General features: G+C 69.4%; 22 protein-coding genes. 13 read left to right on the top strand and 9 right to left on the bottom strand.

Annotated elements, in window-relative coordinates; translation table 11 throughout:
• Nucleotides 1-579: pyridoxal-phosphate dependent enzyme (locus ACSAMQ_RS04720; RefSeq protein ID WP_435394535.1), on the bottom strand; the 579-nt coding region annotated here is incomplete at its 3' end.
• Between the two features lie 94 nt (nucleotides 580-673).
• Nucleotides 674-1,147, bottom strand: coding sequence for an Lrp/AsnC family transcriptional regulator (locus tag ACSAMQ_RS04715; protein ID WP_435394534.1), 474 nt, complete (start codon nucleotides 1,145-1,147; stop codon nucleotides 674-676).
• Nucleotides 1,148-1,261: 114 nt separating this feature from the next.
• Here ACSAMQ_RS04715 and ACSAMQ_RS04710 point away from each other — a divergent pair, with 114 nt between their 5' ends.
• The 3 genes from ACSAMQ_RS04710 to ACSAMQ_RS04700 all read left to right on the top strand — a co-directional run bounded on the left by ACSAMQ_RS04710 (nucleotide 1,262) and on the right by ACSAMQ_RS04700 (nucleotide 3,990).
• Nucleotides 1,262-2,680, top strand: coding sequence for a M20/M25/M40 family metallo-hydrolase (locus ACSAMQ_RS04710; RefSeq protein WP_435394533.1), 1,419 nt, complete (start codon nucleotides 1,262-1,264; stop codon nucleotides 2,678-2,680).
• Between the two features lie 44 nt (nucleotides 2,681-2,724).
• Nucleotides 2,725-3,342, top strand: a complete 618-nt coding sequence (locus tag ACSAMQ_RS04705) for a glutathione S-transferase family protein (protein ID WP_435394532.1) — start codon at nucleotides 2,725-2,727, stop codon at nucleotides 3,340-3,342.
• A gap of 207 nt (nucleotides 3,343-3,549) precedes the next feature.
• Entirely contained in the window at nucleotides 3,550-3,990 is a 441-nt protein-coding gene (locus ACSAMQ_RS04700; RefSeq protein WP_435394531.1) for a hypothetical protein, read from the top strand.
• A 21-nt stretch (nucleotides 3,991-4,011) separates the two neighbouring features.
• On the opposite strand, the gene ACSAMQ_RS04695 is transcribed toward ACSAMQ_RS04700, so the two are convergent.
• From ACSAMQ_RS04695 to ACSAMQ_RS04685, 3 genes are all read right to left on the bottom strand, one after another.
• A complete protein-coding gene (locus tag ACSAMQ_RS04695; RefSeq protein ID WP_435394530.1) occupies nucleotides 4,012-4,857 on the bottom strand; it encodes a sterol desaturase family protein in 846 nt (281 codons plus the stop codon).
• Nucleotides 4,857-5,366, bottom strand: a complete 510-nt coding sequence (locus ACSAMQ_RS04690; RefSeq protein WP_435394529.1) for an SRPBCC family protein — start codon at nucleotides 5,364-5,366, stop codon at nucleotides 4,857-4,859. The genes ACSAMQ_RS04695 and ACSAMQ_RS04690 overlap by 1 nt, the downstream gene beginning before the upstream one ends.
• Before the next feature lie 99 nt (nucleotides 5,367-5,465).
• Complete coding sequence (locus ACSAMQ_RS04685; RefSeq protein WP_435394528.1) at nucleotides 5,466-6,146, bottom strand: SIR2 family NAD-dependent protein deacylase; 681 nt, start codon at nucleotides 6,144-6,146, stop codon at nucleotides 5,466-5,468.
• Nucleotides 6,147-6,521: 375 nt separating this feature from the next.
• On the opposite strand from ACSAMQ_RS04685, the gene ACSAMQ_RS04680 reads away from it, so the two are divergent.
• Nucleotides 6,522-8,042 carry an amidohydrolase family protein gene (locus tag ACSAMQ_RS04680; protein ID WP_435394527.1) on the top strand — a complete coding sequence of 507 codons (1,521 nt, stop codon included), beginning with the start codon at nucleotides 6,522-6,524 and terminating at the stop codon, nucleotides 8,040-8,042.
• 58 nt (nucleotides 8,043-8,100) lie between these two features.
• Here the strand turns inward: ACSAMQ_RS04680 and ftrA are convergent, their stop codons facing one another.
• Nucleotides 8,101-9,102: a transcriptional regulator FtrA gene (ftrA, locus tag ACSAMQ_RS04675; RefSeq protein ID WP_435394526.1), complete on the bottom strand. Its 1,002-nt coding sequence runs from the start codon at nucleotides 9,100-9,102 to the stop codon at nucleotides 8,101-8,103.
• A 104-nt stretch (nucleotides 9,103-9,206) separates the two neighbouring features.
• On the opposite strand from ftrA, the gene ACSAMQ_RS04670 reads away from it, so the two are divergent.
• The 4 genes from ACSAMQ_RS04670 to ACSAMQ_RS04655 all read left to right on the top strand — a co-directional run bounded on the left by ACSAMQ_RS04670 (nucleotide 9,207) and on the right by ACSAMQ_RS04655 (nucleotide 12,036).
• Entirely contained in the window at nucleotides 9,207-9,611 is a 405-nt protein-coding gene (locus ACSAMQ_RS04670) for a rhodanese-like domain-containing protein (protein WP_435394525.1), read from the top strand.
• Nucleotides 9,612-9,904: 293 nt separating this feature from the next.
• Nucleotides 9,905-10,333 (top strand): RidA family protein, encoded by a 429-nt coding sequence (locus tag ACSAMQ_RS04665; protein ID WP_435394524.1) that lies wholly within the window; start codon nucleotides 9,905-9,907, stop codon nucleotides 10,331-10,333.
• A 194-nt stretch (nucleotides 10,334-10,527) separates the two neighbouring features.
• Entirely contained in the window at nucleotides 10,528-11,082 is a 555-nt protein-coding gene (locus tag ACSAMQ_RS04660) for an HD domain-containing protein (protein ID WP_435394523.1), read from the top strand.
• Between the two features lie 72 nt (nucleotides 11,083-11,154).
• Nucleotides 11,155-12,036: an aldo/keto reductase gene (locus ACSAMQ_RS04655; protein ID WP_435394522.1), complete on the top strand. Its 882-nt coding sequence runs from the start codon at nucleotides 11,155-11,157 to the stop codon at nucleotides 12,034-12,036.
• Between the two features lie 63 nt (nucleotides 12,037-12,099).
• Here the strand turns inward: ACSAMQ_RS04655 and ACSAMQ_RS04650 are convergent, their stop codons facing one another.
• A complete protein-coding gene (locus ACSAMQ_RS04650) occupies nucleotides 12,100-12,507 on the bottom strand; it encodes a hypothetical protein (RefSeq protein WP_435394521.1) in 408 nt (135 codons plus the stop codon).
• 32 nt (nucleotides 12,508-12,539) lie between these two features.
• On the bottom strand, nucleotides 12,540-12,953 hold the full coding sequence (locus ACSAMQ_RS04645) for a YciI family protein (protein WP_435394520.1): 414 nt from the start codon (nucleotides 12,951-12,953) through the stop codon (nucleotides 12,540-12,542).
• 299 nt (nucleotides 12,954-13,252) lie between these two features.
• Between ACSAMQ_RS04645 and ACSAMQ_RS04640 the strand changes: the two genes are divergently transcribed.
• From ACSAMQ_RS04640 to ACSAMQ_RS04620, 5 genes are all read left to right on the top strand, one after another.
• Nucleotides 13,253-14,302, top strand: coding sequence for an alpha/beta fold hydrolase (locus tag ACSAMQ_RS04640; RefSeq protein ID WP_435394519.1), 1,050 nt, complete (start codon nucleotides 13,253-13,255; stop codon nucleotides 14,300-14,302).
• 246 nt (nucleotides 14,303-14,548) lie between these two features.
• Entirely contained in the window at nucleotides 14,549-15,454 is a 906-nt protein-coding gene (gene gnd / locus ACSAMQ_RS04635) for a phosphogluconate dehydrogenase (NAD(+)-dependent, decarboxylating) (RefSeq protein ID WP_435394518.1), read from the top strand.
• Between the two features lie 236 nt (nucleotides 15,455-15,690).
• The gene (locus ACSAMQ_RS04630) at nucleotides 15,691-16,824 is read left to right on the top strand and encodes a DUF1624 domain-containing protein (RefSeq protein ID WP_435394517.1); all 1,134 of its coding nucleotides are present in this window, start codon (nucleotides 15,691-15,693) and stop codon (nucleotides 16,822-16,824) included.
• 265 nt (nucleotides 16,825-17,089) lie between these two features.
• On the top strand, nucleotides 17,090-18,343 hold the full coding sequence (locus ACSAMQ_RS04625) for a glycosyl hydrolase family 8 (RefSeq protein WP_435394516.1): 1,254 nt from the start codon (nucleotides 17,090-17,092) through the stop codon (nucleotides 18,341-18,343).
• 205 nt (nucleotides 18,344-18,548) lie between these two features.
• Nucleotides 18,549-19,001, top strand: coding sequence for a hypothetical protein (locus ACSAMQ_RS04620; protein WP_435394515.1), 453 nt, complete (start codon nucleotides 18,549-18,551; stop codon nucleotides 18,999-19,001).
• A 70-nt stretch (nucleotides 19,002-19,071) separates the two neighbouring features.
• Here the strand turns inward: ACSAMQ_RS04620 and ACSAMQ_RS04615 are convergent, their stop codons facing one another.
• Nucleotides 19,072-19,266, bottom strand: coding sequence for a hypothetical protein (locus tag ACSAMQ_RS04615; RefSeq protein ID WP_435394514.1), 195 nt, complete (start codon nucleotides 19,264-19,266; stop codon nucleotides 19,072-19,074).
• Nucleotides 19,267-19,538 lie beyond the last annotated feature (272 nt).

Raw genomic sequence — 19,538 nt, 5'->3', positions numbered from 1 at the left:
CGCGTCGCCGGGCCACTGCCCGGCGAGCTCGCGGGCGAGCAGGCCATAGCCGGCCATGACGTCGGCGACCACGACATCGCCGGGGTCGCTGGCGGTGTCGGCGACCAGTACGCCATCGCCGCGGGAGGCTGCCGCCGCCGCGGCGAGCACGGCGGCGTCGTAGCTGCCGTCGATGCGCGCGATGACGCCGCCGAGCGCGGCGATGCGCGCGGCGCGGGATTCGTCTACCGCCGCCGGCAGATAGACCGTGGCGCGGGCGCCGACACACTGCGCGGCGGCGGCGACGGCCAGGCCGTGGTTGCCGTCGCTGGCGCAGATCAGGGTCATCGGCGCGGGGCTGTGCCGGCAGTGCCGTTGCAGCGCCTCGAGCGAATCGGCGCCGGTGGCGCGGGCGAGGGCGCGCAGGCCGGCGGTCATGCCGCCGAGCGATTTGAAGTTGCCGAGCGGCCGTTCGTTCTCGGCCTTGGCGTAGACGCCGGCGACGCCGCAACGGTGGGCCAGCGCCGGCAGCGCGAGCAAACGGGTCGGGCGGTAGTCCGGCCACAGTTGCGCCGGGTCGATCAGCCAGGGAGAGGTCATGGCGCCAGTGTGGTGGCGGCGGTGCGCCGTTGCGCCGCGATCCGGCCCGATGCGCCGCGGCCAAACCGCGCATCCGCGCCGGGGCGCGCGGCGTTCATTCGTCGTCGAGCGCGACCGGAATGCTCAGGCCGCGCTTGACCAGGCTCAGCGCGACATTGGTGGTGAAGCGCTTGATGTTCGGGTTGTCGCCGACCATGCGGATCATCAGCGCGTCGTAGCTTTCGGTGTCCGGCGCGGTCACCACCAGCACGAAGTCGGCTTCGCCGGTGACGTAGAAGACTTGTTGCACCTGCTCTTGTTCGCTCAGCCAGCGGCGCAACTGCGCCAGCAGCTCGGGTCGCTCGCGCTCGACCTGCAAGGCGACGATGAAGAAGGTCGGCTTGCCGACCTGCCTGGGGTCGACCACCGCCGCCTGGCGCACGATCACGCCTTGCTCGCGCATGCGCCGCAGCCGGCGCTGGATCGCCGACGGCGACAGCGCGACCTGTTCGGCGAGTTGCTCGGCGGTCTGCCCGGCGTCTTCCTGGACCAGGTTGAGCAGTTGGCGGTCGAATCGGTCGAGTTTCATGGTCCCGGCATCTTAGTGGGCGAGTGCGCGGAAAAACCGCAAGCGGCGCGCGCCGATCGCGGCGAAAGCGCAGGGCCGCGCGGCTAGGATTTCGGCTCATCCCGAGGCGACCCCATGGATTTCCCGAAGCTGCAGCAATTCGTCGATCGTATCTGGCAGGCCGAGATCGTGCCGGCGCTGTGCGACTACATCGCCATTGCCTGCGAGTCGCCGGCCTTCGACCCGGACTGGGACGCGCACGGCCACATGCACCGCGCGGTCGAACTGATGACGGGCTGGGCACGCGAGCGCCTCGCCGCAGTGCCGGGCGCCAGCGTCGAGGCGCTGCGCCTGCCCGGGCGCACCCCGCTGATCTTCATCGATATCCCGGCCAGCGGCAGCGGTGGTGCGCCAGCGCTGATCTACGGCCACCTCGACAAGCAACCGCCGATGAGCGGGTGGGCCGCCGGCCGCAGCGCCTGGACGCCGAGCCTGGAAGGCGAGCGCCTGTACGGACGCGGCGGCGCCGACGACGGCTATGCCCTGTTCGCGGCGATCGCCGCAGTGCTGGGACTGCGCGCGCAAGGTCTGGGCCATCCGCGCTGCAGCCTGCTGATCGAAGCCAGCGAGGAATCCAGCAGCGTCGACCTGCCGGCCTACATCGAGCATCTCGCCCCGCGCCTGGGCGAGCCGGGCCTGATCGTCGCGCTCGACGCCGGCTGCGGCAATTACGAACAGTTGTGGACGACGACGTCCTTGCGCGGACAGGTCGCCGGCACCTTGAGCGTGCGCGTGCTCGACGAAGGCGTGCATTCCGGCGACGCCTCCGGGATCGTGCCGTCGAGTTTCCGGATCGCGCGGCGCCTGTTGTCGCGACTCGAAGACGCCGACAGCGGCGAGGTCGTCGCCGATTTCCAGGCCGAGATCCCGCCGGCGCGCCGAACTCAGGCCGGGACCGCCGCAACGGCCTTGGGGCAAGCGCTCATCGACAGTTTTCCGTTCCATCGCGGCACCCGGGCCGTGAGCGAGGCGCCGGCCGAGTTGGTCCTCAACCGCGCGTGGCGCGCGCAATTGGCGGTCACCGGGCTCGACGGCCTGCCCGCGGTGGTCCAGGCCGCAGCGGTGATGCAGCCGTTCACCGCGCTCAAACTCAGCCTGCGCCTGCCGCCGACGCTCGACCCGGTGGCGGCGGGCCAGCGCTTGAAAACCCTGCTCGAAGCCGAGCCGCCGTACCGCAGCGAGGTCTCGTTCGCGATCGATTTCGCCAGCCCGGGCTGGCATGCGCCGGCGGTCGCGCCCTGGCTCGAAGCCAGCCTCGAACGCGCCTCGCTGCAGGCCTTCGGCCGCGCCAGCGCCCTGATCGGCGGAGGCGGCGGGATTCCGTTCCTGGCCATGCTCGGCGAACGTTACCCGCGGGTGCAATTCGTGGTCACCGGCGTGCTCGGGCCGCAATCCAACGCGCACGGCCCGAACGAATTCCTGCACCTGCCGACCGCGCGCCGGATCACGGCGGCGGTCGCCTGCCTGTTGCACGATGCCGGCAAGCAGGCATGAGCGCCGGCGCACCGGTTCGCCCTTCTCCCCACAAAGGTCCCGCCATGCAATTGCTGTATCAGACCCACTCGCCGTACGCGCGCAAGGCCCTGGTGTTCGCTCACGAAGCCGGGCTGGCCGCGCGCATCGAGGTCGTGCATCACGAGACCAGCCCGACCCTGCGCAACGAAGCGGTGTACGCGCAAAACCCGCTCGGCAAGGTGCCGGTGCTGATCCGCGCCGGCGAGCCGGCGATCTTCGATTCCGACATCATCTGCGCCTATCTCGACACCTTGCACGGCGGCCGGCCGCTGATTCCCGCGCAGGGCGAGGCGCGCTGGCATGCGCTGCGCCTGCAGGCGGTCGCGCAAGGCCTGGCCGATGCCGGCATCAAGGTGCGCTGGGAAACCGTGCGCCGCCCGGAGGCCCTGCGTTACCCGGCCTTGCGCGAGGGCTACACCGAAAAGCTGATCGAGAGCTACGACTGGCTGGAGCGGCAGCTCGACGCCGAGGCGCCGGTCCATGTCGGCCATATCGCGGTGGCCACCGCACTGAGCTGGCTGGAGTTCCGCCAACTGCCGGATTTCCGCGAAGGGCGTCCGCGCCTGGTCGAATGGTTCGACGCTTTCGAGCGACGCCCGTCGATGCGCGCCACGCCGCTGTCGGGCGACACCCACGACTGAGCGCAGGCGCGTCGCCCCGCGTGGCCTGCGCCGCATCGCGGCTGCGTTCGCTCAGGTAGGCGCGGCGGTCGCCGCGCCGGACAGGGGAGTGCGTGAGCGGGCGGCCGTAGCCTCGGTCGCCGTCGCGCGCGGCGGTGGCGCTAGCGTTCTGCGTGCGCTCTCCTGTCGTCCCGGCCGCCACCGCGGCATCCGAGCAGGAGCGAGTCCATGCAGAAGATCTTCGGCGGTCTGATCTCGGTGATCCTGCTCGGCGTCTACGTGCATCTGATCACCGTGGCGGTGGAAGTGGTGAGCTGCGGCGGCGCCGCCAACTGCAGCGTCTTCAACGACGGCATGGCCCAGGCCTTTTCGGTGATCGGCGGCCTGGTATCGGCGCTGGTCATCGCCGAACTGGCGGTCGCCAAGCCGGGCGAGGCGCCCGGCGCGCGCGTGCTGGACTCCGACGCCTCGGTCGGCGCGGTGCGCACCGTCACCATCGTGTCGGTGCTGTTCGTGCTGGTATGGATCGGCGCCGGACTGACCGCCTTCATGGTCGGGCTGTACCACCCCAAAGCGCTGCCGGTGCTGACCACTCACGGACAGGCCTGGCTCGGGCTGGCGGTGTCGGCGGCCTATGCTTATTTCGGGTTGTCGCCCGGCGGCCGTTGAAGGGCGCGAATCGAGGGCGCATCAGTCGCGCGGGTGGGTATGCGACAGCGCCCGCTCCGGTGGCCCGAACAACTGTCCGAACACTCCGCGCAGGCCGCGCGCGCGCCAGGCGTCGCCGAACATCGCGATCCATTCGTGGAAGGTCAGCCGGATCGGGTTGTGCCCGCGGACCTGGCCGACGATGCCGTACTCGCAGGGCACGTCCGCGTCTTCTTCGGTGTAGGTACCGAACAGCTTGTCCCAGACGATCAGCACGCCGGCGTAGTTGCGGTCGATGTACTGCGGGTTGCGCGCATGGTGGACGCGGTGATGCGAGGGCGTGTTGAAGACCTTCTCGAACCAGCCCAGCTTGCCGACCGCCTGGGTGTGCACGAAGAACTGGAAGCCCAGGTTGATCGCGACCACCGCCACGATGTGGCGCGGCTCGAAGCCGATCCAGGCCAGCGGCAGCCAGAACAGCCACATCCCGGAAATCGGGTAGGTCAGGCTTTGCCGGAACGCGGTCGACAGGTTCAGCCGTTCGGAGGAATGGTGGGTGACGTGCGAGGCCCACAGCCAGCGCACGCGATGGCTGCTGCGGTGGAACCAGTAGTAGAAGAAATCCTGGGCGACGAACAGGGCGGCGATGGTCCACCACGAGGCCGGCGGCAGTTCGAACAGGCGATGGGCATAGACCGCGTAATACAGGCCGATCACCAGCAGCCAGGCGATCGCGTCGCTGGCCTGGTGCATCAAGGCCAGGGCCGCGTTCGAAAGGGTGTCGCGCAGGCTGTACTGTTCGGGCCGGCGCTTGCGCCAATACCAGGCCTCGAGGCCGATCAGCGACAGGAAGACCGGCGCCATCGCCAGCAGTATCCACTCCTGCATCAATCGCGCTCCCGCCGCCACGCGGCTTCCAGGGACTCGGCCATGCGCTCCAGGCATTGCCGCATCGCCGCGTGCATGAAACCCCGCAGCAGGGGCCAGGCGAACACCCAGGCCAGGGGGTGGGTCAGTTCGAAGTCGTAGCGCCACCGCACCCGGGTCGACGACGCTGCGACGGCGGGATCGCCGGCGGAGTCGTCGTCGAAGCGCCAGTCGGCATGGGCCTCGCGCGCGAGCCAGGCCATCGGCCCGCGGAACCCGCTCAAGGTATAGGCATGACGATGCGGCGGATCGAACGCGGTGATGCGCTCCATCAGGCGCGAGCCGTCCTGGTTTTCCAGGCTGCGCATGCTGCCGACCGCGGACGCCGCCAAGGGGGTGATGCGGCGCAGGCCCGGAATCGGGCCGTGGCCTTCGAACAAGGCCGGGAAGCGCTCAGGGTCCAGGGCCAGCGCGAACACCGCCTCGGGCATGGCGGAGATGCTGCGTTCGGCGAGTAGGGAGACGCGCATTCAGCGAGTCTAGAAGGTCGCGCGCAGCGAATCCATACGCCGGCGCAGGTTCTGCGTGAGCGGTCGAGATTCCCCGCCGGGTGGGTTATCGAGTCGCGTTCAGCGCAGCCACTGCTCGACCAGCGGCGGCACCACCGCGGTCGCGGTGCCTTGCAGGAAACGATAGCCGCGCGGCACCTCCTGCAGTTCCGGCGAGACGAAGCAGCGCTCGGCCGAGAACGGGGCGTAGGCGACCAGGCCGGCGGCCGGATAGACGCTCAGCGAGGTGCCGATCGCCAGCACCTTGGCCGCGGTCGAGAAATGCGCCTCGGCCTCGTCCATGTGGCGCACGGCTTCGCCGAACCAGACCACGTCGGGGCGCAACTGGCTGCCGCGCTCGCACAGGTCGCCGAGTTCGATCACCGGACGCTTCAAGGGATAGATCCGCTCCGGCGCGACGGTGTTGCGCGCCTTGAGGATTTCCCCGTGCACGTGGATCACCATCGACGAGCCGGCGCGTTCGTGCAGGTCGTCGATGTTCTGGGTGATCACCACGACTTCGTACTTTTCTTCGAGCCGGGCGATGGCGAGGTGGGCGGCGTTCGGCCGCGCTGCGAGCACGCCCTTGCGGCGTTCGTTGTAGAAGCGCAGCACGGTGGCCGGGTCGCGTTGCCAGGCCTGCGGCGAGGCGACGTCTTCGAGGCGGTATTCGTGCCACAGCCCGCCCATGTCGCGGAAGGTCTTGAGCCCGCTCTCGGCGCTGACGCCGGCGCCGGTGAAGACGACGATCTTGTCTTTCACGCTACGGCCCGCAGGGTCGGGGCGGCATATGCGCGGCGATGGAACGGGAGCATGACGTGCTGCATGGCGGAACCTGTTGCCGGAGAAGACGGTGCGGAGAAAACGGCACCCGAGTACACGGTACTCAAGTGAACGATACCCAAGGAAAACGCTACGAAAGACGCGCTACGGATGCGAGGATAGCCGAGCGCGCCGGCCTGGGCTTCGCCGCAGGCGGGGCGAGACCTTGCGGATGCGGGCGCGCCTGCCGGCGCCGCGCGCTTTCAACCCTGGCGCCGGTTCGCGCATCTGTGGCTGGGCGTGGACGGGGCCGGTCCGCGTGCGCCCCCAACCTTCTTCGAAGGCCATCGGCACGAACACGAGCAAGGAATCGGCATGATCGCTTACCTGTTGGCGTTGACCTTGGGCGCCGCGCAACCATCGCAGGCGTCCCAAACCGGCGCGACCGCCGCGGTTCCGACTCAGGCGGCCGGCGCTTGGCTGGTGTCCGACGTCACCGTGATCCCGGCCGATACCGACGAAGTGCTGCCGCACCGCAGCGTGCTGATCCGCGACGGCCGCATCGTGCGGATCCTCGCGCCGGGCGCGAAGGCGAAAGTGCGTGGCGCGACCGTGATCGACGGACGCGGCAAGTACCTGGTGCCGGGTTTCGTCGATGCGCACGTGCACATCGCCACCGAGGGCGCGATCCGCGACAGCAAGAACCCGGCGATCGCCGCGCTCGAGCTGGGCCAGGCGCACGAGTACGACCGCCAGGTAATGCTCGCTTTCCTCAAGGCCGGGGTGACCGGCGCGGCCAACCTCGGCGGCGGCGCGCGCAGCGACGAGGACTTGCTGTGGCTGCGCGAGGAGATCGCCGCCGGGCGCATCGCCGGCCCGCAGTTGTACGTGGGCAAGCGCATCAACGGCCCGCGCGCGGCGGTCGCGCCGCAGCCGGCGGCCGCAGTGCCGGCGTCGAAGCCGGACGCGCCGACCACCGCGGCCGACGGCGCCGCGGCGGTGCGCCAAGCGCGCGAACGCGGCTACGATTTCATCAAGCCGTATCAGTTCCTCAATCGCCAGACCTATCGCGCGGTCGTCGAGGAAGCCCGGCGGCAGGGCATGATCACCACCGGCCATCTGCCGGAACTGGGCTGCGCGAGCTGCGCCGATCGCGACTTCGCTTTCGCCCACCCGATGGACAACATCGCCCACAGCGAAGAGCTGACCCGTTTCGCGCGCATCGGCAGCGATCTGTCGCCGCGCGATCTCGAGGCCCTGGCCGATGCGGTCGCCGAGCGCAAGATCGCGGTCACGCCGACCCTGGTGACGCTCAAGACCATCGTCGGCATGTACGTGCAGCGCGCGGTGCCGCCGGTGCCCGGCGATTGGGCGATGCGCGTCGATCCGGTCACCCGGCTCGACTGGACGCCGCCGGCCAACCGTTACCTGAGCCAGGCTTTTCGCGATCAGGACGGCGCCGATACCTTCTCGGCCGGCTACGATTTCGCCCGCGTTCTGACCCGGCAGCTGTGGAAGCGCGGCGTGCCGTTGACGGTCGGCACCGATGCTTCGTTGCCGGGCCTGGTCTTCGGCGTGTCGGTGCAGCAGGAAATGATCGAGCTGCGCGAGATCGGCCTGCGCCCGATCGAGGTGCTGCGCGCGGCCTCGATCAACGCGCACCGTCTGTTCGACCCCCAGGCCGGCAGCGGCGCCGTGCGCGAAGGCGGACGCGCCAACCTCGTCTTGCTCGATGCCGACCCGCTGGCCGACATCCACAACGTCGCCAAGATCGCCGGCGTATTCGCCCAGGGGCGCTGGCTCCCGATGGCCGAGATCGATCGCCGCCTGGAAGCGGGCCGGGCGTTCGAGCAGGGCTTGTCCCGGCAGATCCAGGCGCACCCGGCGGATCATTGACCGGATGCGTCGCGGCCGCTGATCAGATGCAACGCGCGGCTCGGCTGGCGCGGGCGAGTTAGCGACGGGTGGCCGATGCCGCGTCGCGGGCGAAACGTTCGCGGTAATCGCGCGGGCTCAGCCCGAGCTTGCGACGGAAGTGATGGCGCATGGTGATGGCGCTGCCGAAGCCGGTGCGGCCGGCGATGCGGTCGATCGCCAGGCTCGTGGTTTCGAGCAGTTCGCGCGCGCGGTCGACGCGGGCCTGGATCAGCCAGTCGGCCGGGGTCGTGCCGGTGCTCTGCTTGAAACGGCGCATGAAGTTGCGCTCGCTCATCGCGGCCATGCCGGCGAGCACCGCTACCGGCAGCGGTTCGGCGAGTTGCCTGCGCATGCGCTCGAGCAAGGGCGAGAGCGCGTTGCCGGCCTCGGGCTCGATCGGGCGGTCGATGTACTGCGCTTGGCCGCCTTCACGGTGCGGCGGGATCACCAGACGCCGGGCGACGTGATTGGCGACCTTCGCGCCCCAGTCGCGGCGCACCAGGTGCAGGCACAGGTCCAGGCCGGCGGCGCTGCCGGCCGAGGTCAGCAGCGTGCCTTCGTCGACGTACAGGGCGTTGGGATCGACGCGGATGCGCGGATAGCGTGCGCGCAACGCGTCGACGTAGCGCCAGTGGGTGGTCGCGCGGCGTCCGTCGAGCAGACCGGTCGCGGCGAGCGCGAACGCGCCCGAGCAGATCGACAGCAAACGCGCGCCGCGCGCATGCGCCTCGCGCAGCGCATCGGCGATGCGGGGCGGCACCGGCGCATCGATCGAACTCCAGCCCGGGATGACGACGGTGCCGGCCCGGACCAGCCGATCGAGCCCGGCGTCGGCGGAAATCCTCAGGCCGTATTGGCCGCGCAGGGGGCGGCGTTGCGCGGCGCAGGTCTCGAACCGGTACCAGTCCGCGCCGAGCTCGGGCCGCGCCAGGCCGAACACCTCGGCGGCGCAGGAAAATTCGAACGCGCACAGACCCTCGTAAGCGAGCACGGCGACGCGTGGGTTGGGCGCTGCGGAACGGGGTTTCGACTTCGGCATAATCTGATCGATGCTTGGCATTCCTGCCAATAGTGCGCGGCGTGGGCCACGCCGACAATGGCGCATCGGCCCTCCGCCGGCTCAGCCCGATCCAGGAACCCATCATGCGCAACGCCGTCACCGAAATTCCCGCCGCGGCGCCCGAACAGGCCTTGCGGCACTTCCAGGCCCAGTTCGCCTTCGAAACCGATTGCTGGGATACCCACGAGGCCCTGCAGTCGGGGGAGCCGGGTTTCGTCCTGATCGATACGCGCAGCCCCCAGCTTTATGCCCAGGGCCATCTGCCGGGCGCGATCAGCCTGCCGCACCGCAAGATCATCGCTTCGAAGATGAGCGCTTATCCGCCTTCGACCCTCTACGTCGTCTATTGCGCCGGGCCGCATTGCAACGGCGCGGCGCGCGGGGCGCTCCGGCTCGCCGAGCTCGGCCTGGCGGTAAAGCTGATGAGCGGCGGCATCACCGGTTGGCTCGACGAAGGCTTCGAACTGGCCATCGGCGATAGGCCATGAATTGGCGGTTGGAGTGCGGCTTGCGTTGGCGGCGATGGATCCCCTAAAGCGGCCGAACTCGCAATACCGATACGCGGTTCCCTTTAAACCGGTAGGCGAGGGGATTTGCTTCGCAGCTTGAGGGAATGGTCGCATTGCCGCGATAAGCCGTGCGGCAACCGGCCTGCGATGTCACAAGCCGATGCGGTGAATCGACGGGACAGCGATAGCGAATCGATCCAACGCATCGATCCATGGATTGAATATGGCGGGGGCCGACCGCAGCTCATCAACCCCACCTCGAAGGAACCGCAATGAACGCTGCAAACCCGAAGCCTGCCCTGGTCCTCAGCAACCCGGCCGGCCTTTACGATCCCGCCCCCAACGGTTACTCGCACGTGGCCGAAGTCGCCGGCGCGGTGCGCTGGGTGTTCGTCGCCGGCCAGGGCGGCGAGACCGCCGACGGTGCGCTCGCCGACGACTTCCAGGCGCAGGTGCGCCAGGCCATGCACAACCTGGTCACCGCATTGGCCTCGGCCGGCGCGTCGCCGTCGGACGTGGTCAAGCTGACCGTATTGATCGTCGATCACAGCGAGGCCCGCCTGCATACGTTCGGCGCCGAACTGGCCGCGGCGTTCGGCAGCGAACATCGACCGACCTGCACCCTGATTCCGGTGCCGAGGCTGGCTCTGGACGGCATGCTGTTCGAGATCGAGGCGCTCGCCGCGGTCGCGGCCGGATAAACACCCTCAGGCCGGCGGCCAGTCGAGAGCAAGCCGCCGGTCTGTCGCGGCCGTAGCGGTCTATAATGGCCGTAGCGGCCGTGCCGGTTCGCAGCCCGCGGACGACCCGTCGCCATCCCCCCTCTCCGATACTCGCCGCGCAGCCGATGCTGCGTGGCGCGAACCGCTGGACGGGGGCCTGCAGGGAGCAGTTCATGAAGACGATCCATGGCTTGTTGATCCGCGCCGCCGCGTTCGCGGCCGAGCGCCATCGCCACCAGCGCCGCCGCGACGCCGAGGCCTCGCCCTACATCAACCACCCCATCGCCCTGGCCGATGTGCTGGCCAACGAAGGGGACATCGACGACACCACGGTCCTGTGCGCGGCCTTGCTGCACGACACGGTCGAGGACACCGAGACCGGCGCGGACGAAATCGAAGCGTTGTTCGGCGCGCGCGTCGCCGCGATCGTGCTGGAAGTCAGCGACGACAAGTCGCTGCCGAAGGCCGAGCGCAAGCGCCTGCAGATCGAGCACGCGCCGCATCTGTCGCGCGAGGCCCGGCTGATCAAGCTGGCCGACAAGATCTGCAACCTGCGCGACCTGCTCGCGCAGCCGCCGGCGGACTGGCCGGCGCAACGCAAGCAGGCGTATTTCGATTGGTCGGCGCAGGTTGTCGCCGGCGTGCGCGGCGTGCACCCGGGCCTGGAAGCGGTGTTCGACGCGGTCCACGCGCGCGCCGGCGAACTGGCCGAGCGCGAGCCGGCCTGATCTCGTGGCGGACGGGCTTCTGCGCTCGCGGGCGAGACCCTAGACTGGGATCTTTCGACTACGGCCCGCCTTATGTCCCCTCCGGTTCCGTTCCTGTCTCCGATCGTCGCCGGCGCCTGGCGCATGGCCGAGTGGAACTTCGACGTCCAGCAACGCCTGCACTGGATCGGCGCGGCGCTGGACCTCGGCATCACCAGCTTCGACCACGCCGACATCTACGGCGATTACGGCGTCGAAGCCCTGTTCGGCGAAGCCCTGGCGGCGAGTCCCGGATTGCGCGAACGCATCCAGATCGTCAGCAAGTGCGGGATCCGGCTGACGTCGGCGCGGCGCCCTTCGCACCGGGTCAAGTCCTACGACACCTCGCCCGCGCACGTGGTCGCTTCGGTCGAAAATTCGCTGCGCGCGCTGCGCACCGATCGTCTCGACCTGCTGTTGATCCATCGCCCCGACCTGTTGATGGACGCCGACGCGCTCGGCCGTTGTTTCGACGAGCTCAAGGCGGACGGCAAGGTGCTGCAGGTCGGCGTGTCCAATCATTCGCCTTCGCAACTGGCGCTGCTGCATTCGCGGCATTCGCTGGCGACCCACCAGATCGAACTGTCGCCGCTGCACCTGGCGGCGCTCGACGACGGCACGCTCGACCAGTGCCAGACCCTGGGGATGCGGCCGATGATCTGGTCGCCGCTCGGCGGCGGCCGCCTGTTCGGCCAGGGCGATGCCCAGGCCGTGCGCGTCCACGAGGTATTGACCGCGCTCGGCGAACGCTACGGCGCCTCGGCCGCGACGATGGCCTACGCCTGGTTGCTGCGGCATCCGTCGCGGCCGTGGCCGATCACCGGCAGCGGCCGGGTGCAGGGCCTGCGCGATGCGGTCGCGGCGCTGTCGATCGAACTCGGCGCCGAAGACTGGTATCTGATCTGGCAGGCCGGGGCGGGCCGCGAAGTCGCCTGACCGGTCCTGCGTCGAAGGCCGCATCGCGGCGGCCTTCGCTGAAGTCGGCCCGGCCGTATCGGCTCAGCCGAGCGGCCGGCGTTCGGCTATGGCCTTGAGTTGCGCGAGGCCGTCCTCGAAGTGCGCGCCCAGCCTCTTGTCGATGCTCGTGAACAAGCCGAACGCCTTGAACATGAAATTGCGCTCGCCGCTCATCGGCCAGGTGACCTCTGTCTTGTCGCCGACCCAGTCGTAGACCGCGACCACGCCCAGCGCCGGGCCTTGGTCACTGCGCTGCATCTTGGGGTCGAGCTTTTCGAACGGCGACCACGCCGTCCAGCGGCGGAAGTCCTCGACCTGAGCGAAGGCCGCGGCCGGGGGCGCGTCGATCGCGATGCTGCGGGCGACGCGGAACTGCGAGGGCTGCAAGGCGATCGCGATCGCGAGCGCGACGAGAATCGCAGCGATGGCGAGCAGGACGATCCTGAACATGGGCGTGTCCTGGCTGGGGCGAAGGGGCGGGCTCAGGGCGCGCGATTGTGCAGTTGTTCGAAACCTGCGGCGGCCCGCTGCACGTCGGCCGGGAAGTCTTCCATCTCCTGGACCTGGCGCACCTCGATGACCTCGTTGTCCGAGCCCGGGCAGCGTGCGGCCCAGGCGATGGCCTCTTCGCGCGAGGCGACTTCGATCATCCAGTAGCCGCCCAGCACTTCCTTGGCCTCCGGGAACGGGCCGTCGGTGATCTTCGGCTTGCCGCCGGCGAAGCTGACCCGCGCGCCCATCGACGGCGGATGCAGCCCGTCGAGCGCGATCAACACGCCGGCCTGCTGCAGTTCGCGGTTGTAGGCCATCATTGCCTCGACCGCTTCGGCGCTTGGCAGGGTGCCGGGGGCGGCGGATTCGTAACCTTTGGGAATCATCAGCATCATGAAGCGCATGGCGGTCTCTCCTGTCGAATGTCGTTATGGGGAAAGCTGTCGTTATGGGATGGCTGTCGTTATCGGCAAAGCGCGACCGGCCGATGCCTGGGCGCTCTTGTAATGACGACGTGCCGGCGCCGGCCGGATCGACACGCTCGCGAAAAAATTTTGCGGACCTCCGGATGGGGCCCACTTCGAGACAGACCGCTGTGCGGCGCGGAACTGAATCGCATCTGTCTCGGCCTCGCCGGCCTCCCTCTCGCTACAGCGCACTCCTGCTTACCATCGCCGCTTCATTGACCGAAGGCGAGGCGGTTATGAGCAGTCCGGGCAAGACCTGCGGCAGGCTGGCGGCGGTGCTGCTGATGACGGCGGCCTGCGCCGCCGGTGCGGCCGATGCGCCGGCGCCCGCCGCGGCCACGAAAGCGGTTCCCGACCTCGATGCCTATGCCGGGCCGGCGCAGCGAGTCGATATCGGCAAAGGCCGCCATCTGAATCTGCGCTGCAGCGGGCGGGGCGAGCCGACGGTGTTGCTGGAAGCCGGGTTCGCCGCCGACTCCCTGTCCTGGGCCAAGGCGCAGCCGCTGATCGCCGAACGCAACCGCGTGTGCGCCTACGACCGCGCCGGTGTCGGCTACAGCGACCCCGGCCCGCTGCCGCGCGATCTCGATGCCGACGTCGCCGACCTGCATGCCCTGATCGAGGCCGCCGATCTCGACACCCCGCTGATCCTGATCGGCCATTCCTACGGCAGCCAGGTGGTGCGCCGCTTCGACGAGCGTCATCCCAGGCAGGTCGCGGCGCTGGTGCTGATCGATCCCCCGGTCCAGAACGTCGCCGAGTTTTCCCCCGGTTACGCCCGGCGCGAAGCCGAGATCGCGCCGAAGATGCTGGCGATGTACCGCAGCTGCGAGCAGGGCGCGCGCGAGGGCCGGCTCAGCGCTACGCCGCCGGCCGAACTCAAGTCCTGCCTGCGCGGGCCGAACCCGAACTACAGCGCGCGCTTGAACGCGGCGATCCTGGCCTGGCGTTCCAAGCCGGCGTTCTGGGCCGGATTGATCTCGGCCTCGGAACACCGCGGCGCGCTGTACGACGCGCCGGTGCCGAAGAGCGAACGCCACGACGGCAAGCCGGTGCTGGTGTTGAGCGCGGACCGCCCGTATCCGGGCGCATCGCCGAAAGACCAGCAGTCGTTGATCGCGGCCCGCGAGCAGACCCATACCGCCCTGATCGGCACCACCCGCCTGGGCAAGCGGGTCGTCATCGAAAACAGCTCGCACGACATCCCGGTCGACCAGCCGAGCGCCCCGGCGATCGCGGTGTTCGAGGCGATGCAGATGCGCGAGCGGGCCAAGGCGAGGGACTGAGCGTTTTCGCAGGCGGGCCGGGCCGGAGGCGATCGTTTCCGACAAACGAACAGGCCGGCATTGGATCGATGCGTTGCGCGGGCTGCGATTGCGGCCTGCGGGACCGCGACCATCTCGGAGGCGATCACACTCGATTTCCAGAACACAAGGGACAATGGCGCCGACGTGATCGCGCATTGGTCCTCACCCGATCGCCGCACTCGGCGGCGGTTCGAACATACCGTCGGACAAGACAAAGGAGACAGCATGGATCTGGGCATGGTCGGTCTGGGGCGCATGGGCGCCAACATGGCCGAACGGCTGGTACGCGGCGGCCATCGGCTGGTCGGCTTCGACCCGACCCCGGCCGCGCGCGAACAGGCCGCGGCACGCGGCGTCGAAGCGACCGCGTCCCTGCGCGAACTGGTCGCCGCGCTGCCGGCGCCGCGCACGGTCTGGCTGATGGTGCCGGCCGGCGCGGTGGTCGACGCGACCCTGGCCGAACTGCTGCCGCTGCTCGCCGCGGGCGACGTGATCGTCGACGGCGGCAACTCCAACTACAAGGACACCATGCGCCGCGCCGCGCAACTCGCCGAGCGCGGCCTGCACTATGTCGACTCGGGCACCAGCGGCGGCGTGTGGGGCCTGAAGGAAGGCTATAGCCTGATGATCGGCGGCGACGAGGCCGCGGTCGAGCGGCTGCGCCCGATCTTCGAGAGCCTGGCGCCGGCGGCCGATCGCGGCTGGGGCCGGGTCGGGCCGAGCGGCGCCGGCCACTTCACTAAGATGGTCCACAACGGCATCGAGTACGGCCTGATGCAGGCCTATGCCGAGGGCTTCGCGATCATGGGGCGCAAGGACGAGTTCGGCCTGGACCTGCACCAGATCGCCGAGATCTGGCGGCACGGCAGCGTGGTGCGTTCGTGGCTGCTCGACCTGAGTTCGGATGCGCTGGCCAAGAACCCCGCGCTCGACGGCATCGCGCCCTACGTCGAGGACTCCGGCGAAGGCCGCTGGACCGTCGCCGAAGCGATCGATCTCAACGTTTCCGCGCCGGTGATCACCGCTTCGCTGCTCGAACGGCTGCGCTCGCGCGAGAAGGATTCCTTCGCCGACAAACTGCTGGCGGCGATGCGCAACGAGTTCGGCGGCCACGCCATCCGCAAGGAGTAGGCCGGCCCGTACCGGCCCGGCGCGGGTGAGTAGCGCGGAGGCGGCCGCGCAAGCGCTATGCTCGGGCCGGGCCATCGGAAGCCGCCGCCATGCCGAGCACGCCGTCTACCGTCGCTGCACCGGATCGGCCCGGGGCCGATCCGCTATCGTCGATGCTGCTCTCGTCCGAGCCGCTCTCGTCCGATCCGCTCCCGCCCGCCCCCGGACTGACCCGCCCGGGCGCAGCGCGCCTGGACATGGTCGACGCGTTGCGCGGGCTGGTGATCGCATTGATGGTGCTCGACCACGTCCGCGACTACTTCCATTGGCAGGCGTTCGCGTTCAACCCGACCGACCTGGCCAGGACCACGCCGCTGTTGTTCGCGACGCGCTGGATCACCCACCTGTGCGCGCCGAGTTTCGTCCTGCTGGCCGGCGTATCGATCTTCCTGCAGCAAGCCGGCGGCTATCCGCGGCCGGCGCAGTCGCGGTTCCTGCTCAGTCGCGGGCTGTGGCTGATCGGGCTGGAGCTGACCGTGATCGTGTTCGGTTTCAACTTCGCCTGGCCGTTCCTGTTCCTGCAGGTGATCTGGGCGATCGGCGTCGGCATGCTGGCGATGGCGGCGCTGATCTGGCTGCCGCGCACGGCGGTGCTTGCGCTCGGCATCGCCATCGTCGCCGGACATGGGTTGCTCGCCGGGTTCGATGCCAGCCGCTGGGGCGCGCTGGCGCCGCTGTGGACCTTGGCTATGCGGCCCGGCGCGGTGCCCGGCATCGAAGGTTTCGTCGCCTATCCGGCCTTGCCCTGGGTCGGCATCCTCTGTCTCGGCTATGGCCTCGGCCCGCTGTTCCTGCTCGATGCACCGCACCGACGCCGCGCCATCGCCGCGCTCGCCCTGGCGATGCTGGCGGCGTTCGCGCTGCTGCGCGCCGGCACCGGCTTCGGCGATCCCTCGCCGTGGCAACGCCAGGACGATCCGGTGTTCGATGCGATGGCCTTCCTCAACGTGTCCAAGTACCCGCCTTCGCTGCTGTATGCCCTGGTTACGCTCGGCGTGTCGCTGCTGCTGATGTTGGCGCTGGAGCATGGCCCGGGGCGGCTGCGGCGCATGTTGCTCGCGTTCGGCCGCACCCCGTTGTTCACTTACCTGCTGCATATCTATCTCGTGCATGGCCTGGCCTTGCTGATCGGCGTCGTCAGGGGTATTCCCGCGACGGTGTTCGTCGGCATTCTCGGCAATCCCGGGCGCATCGCCGAATCGGGTTGGGGATTGAGCCTGCCGGCGGTGTTCGCGGTGTGGCTGGGCGTGCTGGCGGCGCTGTACCCGCTGTCGCGCTGGTTCGCCGGGGTCAAGGCGCGAAGGCGCGATCGCTGGCTGAGTTATCTCTAGGCCTACGACCATCGTCTATCTGCGAAGGCGGCCCGCCGTATTCACGCGCGCGGTCACGTCTGAACGAATGCTGCGCCGCGCTGCGCGCTAGCCTCGTCGTGCGTCCGGCGCGGTGCAACGCGCATCGGCGGACGCGCCACGCCGCCACGCCGCACTCGACCCGCTCATCGAATACAGCCACGCCGCGCCGGCCCATCGGAGCGGCGAATGGCGAAGTGCGCGCGGCGCCCGCCAGACCTTGGTTCCTCACCTTCGGAGACGTCCCATGTCAGTGCACACGAAGACGCCGCGCCGCCCCTTGTTGCGGCGCTGTCTGCAATCGCTCGCCCTAGTCGTCGCTGCCACCGCCGCGCTGTCGGCCACGGCCGCGCCCAACTTTCCGTTCGGCAGCCACCGCCAGGCCTACGCCAGCGGTACCCTCAGCCCGAGCGTCGGCCGCGCCGCCGCCGATCAGTCCACCGCGTCGTTCTATCGCACCTGGAAGCAGCGCTACCTCGTCCCCGCCTGCAAGGCCGGCGAATACCGGGTCAAGGCCGACACCGGCGACGGCGCCTACGTGGTCTCGGAAGGGCAGGGCTACGGGATGCTGATCACGGTGATGATGGCCGGCGAGGACCCGCAGGCGCAGGCCTTGTTCGACGGCCTGCACCGCTACAACCGCGGCCACCCCAGCTCCAACGACAGCGATCTGCTGGCCTGGGCCCAGAACGCCAGTTGCCAGAACATCCTCGACCCGGACTCGGCCACCGACGGCGACCTCGACATCGCCTATGCGCTGCTGCTGGCCGATGCGCAGTGGGGCTCGGGCGGGGCGATCAATTACGCCGCCGAGGCGCGCCGGGTGATCGCCGCGATCCGCCGCAGCAACGTCAATCCGACCACCAGGCTGGTCAACCTGGGCGACTGGGTCGGCACCGATACGCCGAAACACTACTACGCCACCCGCAGCTCGGACTGGATGCTCGGCCACTTCCGCTCGTTCGCCAGTAAGCTCGGCGACAGCTACTGGACTGGCGTGCTGGGCGCGCACCAGACGTTGCTGTCGACGATGCAGGGCAGTTACGCGCCGAACACCGGCCTGGTGCCGGACTTCATCGTCAACACCAACACGACCGCGAAGCCGGCGCCGGCGAATTTCCTCGAGGCCGATACCGACGGCTACTACTCCTGGAACGCCGGACGGGTGCCGTGGCGGATCGGCATCGACGCCGCGGTCAGCGGCGACAGCCGTTCGCGCAGCGCCGCGCGCAAGCTGAGCCAGTGGATCCGGGTCAAGGCCGGCAACGACCCCTACCGCGTGCGCAGCGGCTATCGCCTCGACGGCCAGGTGGTCGAGAACTACAACAGCATGTTCTTCACCGCGCCGTTCGCGGTCGCCGCGACCGTCGACCCCGATGGCCAGGCCTGGCTCGACAAGCTGTGGAGCTATACCGTCTCCAGCGGCCCCAGCGACTACTACGGCGACAGCGTCAAGCTGTTGTCGATGCTGGCGGTGTCGAACAACTGGCTGAAGCCCTGAGCGGGCGCGGACCGTTGAACCAACCGCCCGATTAGGACAAGCGCCTAGGTCGAAAGTCTATGGAGTGTGCCCGGCGTCCCGATTAGGATCGGGACGCCGGTCGTCGATTGCGATGGGGCCGGCACCGACCATCCACGACAGGCGAGCGAACCGGACGGTTCGACGCCGCGGCGTTCGCGCCGCAATCGACGAGGCATAAGGGACCATGCGAAAGATTCTATCGACCTTGATTCTGGCCGCGGCCTGCGCGACGGCCACGGCGTCGCCCGACCGGGCACCGTTCGAAGTTCAGGGCGTGCTGGAGCAGCAAAAGCAGATTCGCGCCGAGGTCGAGGCCGGCAAGGGCGCCTACGGCGGACTCGATGCGAATGCCCGCCGCGAACTGGCGACGCGCCAGGAGCGCTTGGTCAAGCTGCTCGAAGGCCGCCGTTACGAAGATCTCAGCGAAAGCGAACGCGAAAGCGCGCACAGCGATCTGGCCTGGATCGCGCAGGCCGCGCGCGGCGTAGAAGAGAAACTGATCTGCGAGCGCGTGCGGCCGATCGGCAGCAACCGGGTCGAGCGCGTGTGCAAGACCGCGTCGCAGCGCCGCAAGGAACAGGAAGCCCGGGGCCAGGACCCGGAGCTGCTGCGCCAGCAGGGCCGGCCGACGATGTAATCGCCGCGGCCAGTGACCTGCCGCGCAGATCGGCCCGCGCGGCAGGCGGCCGCGTCATCGCTGCAGCGGATCAGTCGCAGCAGCGGCAGGGTTCGCCGTTGCCCGGGTACCAGCCCGGCAGCCCGCCGCAGCGGTCCTGGCAAATCTTGTAGCTGCACAGAGCCTGGTCGGCGGGCGCCGACGAGGCCGCCTGGGCGATGCCGAAACCGAAGCCGAACGCGGCCAAGGCGAATGCGGCGAGGAACCCGAAACCTTTGCGCTTCATGGGTGATTCTCCTGTCGTAGCGAATCGTCGTGGCGAATCGTCCGGCGCCGCGTGCCACGTTGGTTCGGCGTCGTCGGGGCAGGAGCGAGCGCCCGTGCCGGCGGCCACTGTAGGCGCCCGGGCAGTCGCGTACTGGCGAACGCGTCACCAAAGCGCGGGCGGCAGCGGATGAACAGGCGATCGCCGAGGCCGGGTGCGACCGCGCGCATTGCCCGCAGTCGTCGGCTCGCGCGATCATCGGCGCAACGATCGCCTCACGAGCGCCACCGCGT

It is taken from the genome of Lysobacter sp. 1R34A, assembly GCF_051217035.1.
Classification (GTDB): domain Bacteria; phylum Pseudomonadota; class Gammaproteobacteria; order Xanthomonadales; family Xanthomonadaceae; genus Lysobacter.
This window is presented reverse-complemented; position numbering and strand designations above follow the sequence as displayed.

Bases quoted from the DNA above. Each gene is read 5' to 3' on its own strand.
- ACSAMQ_RS04715 (WP_435394534.1), bottom strand. From the start codon at position 1,147: ATGAAACTCGACCGATTCGACCGCCAACTGCTCAACCTGGTCCAGGAA.
- ACSAMQ_RS04710 (WP_435394533.1), top strand. From the start codon at position 1,262: ATGGATTTCCCGAAGCTGCAGCAATTCGTCGATCGTATCTGGCAGGCC.
- ACSAMQ_RS04705 (WP_435394532.1), top strand. From the start codon at position 2,725: ATGCAATTGCTGTATCAGACCCACTCGCCGTACGCGCGCAAGGCCCTG.
- ACSAMQ_RS04700 (WP_435394531.1), top strand. From the start codon at position 3,550: ATGCAGAAGATCTTCGGCGGTCTGATCTCGGTGATCCTGCTCGGCGTC.
- ACSAMQ_RS04695 (WP_435394530.1), bottom strand. From the start codon at position 4,857: ATGCAGGAGTGGATACTGCTGGCGATGGCGCCGGTCTTCCTGTCGCTG.
- ACSAMQ_RS04690 (WP_435394529.1), bottom strand. From the start codon at position 5,366: ATGCGCGTCTCCCTACTCGCCGAACGCAGCATCTCCGCCATGCCCGAG.
- ACSAMQ_RS04680 (WP_435394527.1), top strand. From the start codon at position 6,522: ATGATCGCTTACCTGTTGGCGTTGACCTTGGGCGCCGCGCAACCATCG.
- ftrA (WP_435394526.1), bottom strand. From the start codon at position 9,102: ATGCCGAAGTCGAAACCCCGTTCCGCAGCGCCCAACCCACGCGTCGCC.
- ACSAMQ_RS04670 (WP_435394525.1), top strand. From the start codon at position 9,207: ATGCGCAACGCCGTCACCGAAATTCCCGCCGCGGCGCCCGAACAGGCC.
- ACSAMQ_RS04665 (WP_435394524.1), top strand. From the start codon at position 9,905: ATGAACGCTGCAAACCCGAAGCCTGCCCTGGTCCTCAGCAACCCGGCC.
- ACSAMQ_RS04660 (WP_435394523.1), top strand. From the start codon at position 10,528: ATGAAGACGATCCATGGCTTGTTGATCCGCGCCGCCGCGTTCGCGGCC.
- ACSAMQ_RS04655 (WP_435394522.1), top strand. From the start codon at position 11,155: ATGTCCCCTCCGGTTCCGTTCCTGTCTCCGATCGTCGCCGGCGCCTGG.
- ACSAMQ_RS04650 (WP_435394521.1), bottom strand. From the start codon at position 12,507: ATGTTCAGGATCGTCCTGCTCGCCATCGCTGCGATTCTCGTCGCGCTC.
- ACSAMQ_RS04645 (WP_435394520.1), bottom strand. From the start codon at position 12,953: ATGCGCTTCATGATGCTGATGATTCCCAAAGGTTACGAATCCGCCGCC.
- ACSAMQ_RS04640 (WP_435394519.1), top strand. From the start codon at position 13,253: ATGAGCAGTCCGGGCAAGACCTGCGGCAGGCTGGCGGCGGTGCTGCTG.
- gnd (WP_435394518.1), top strand. From the start codon at position 14,549: ATGGATCTGGGCATGGTCGGTCTGGGGCGCATGGGCGCCAACATGGCC.
- ACSAMQ_RS04630 (WP_435394517.1), top strand. From the start codon at position 15,691: ATGGTCGACGCGTTGCGCGGGCTGGTGATCGCATTGATGGTGCTCGAC.
- ACSAMQ_RS04625 (WP_435394516.1), top strand. From the start codon at position 17,090: ATGTCAGTGCACACGAAGACGCCGCGCCGCCCCTTGTTGCGGCGCTGT.
- ACSAMQ_RS04620 (WP_435394515.1), top strand. From the start codon at position 18,549: ATGCGAAAGATTCTATCGACCTTGATTCTGGCCGCGGCCTGCGCGACG.
- ACSAMQ_RS04615 (WP_435394514.1), bottom strand. From the start codon at position 19,266: ATGAAGCGCAAAGGTTTCGGGTTCCTCGCCGCATTCGCCTTGGCCGCG.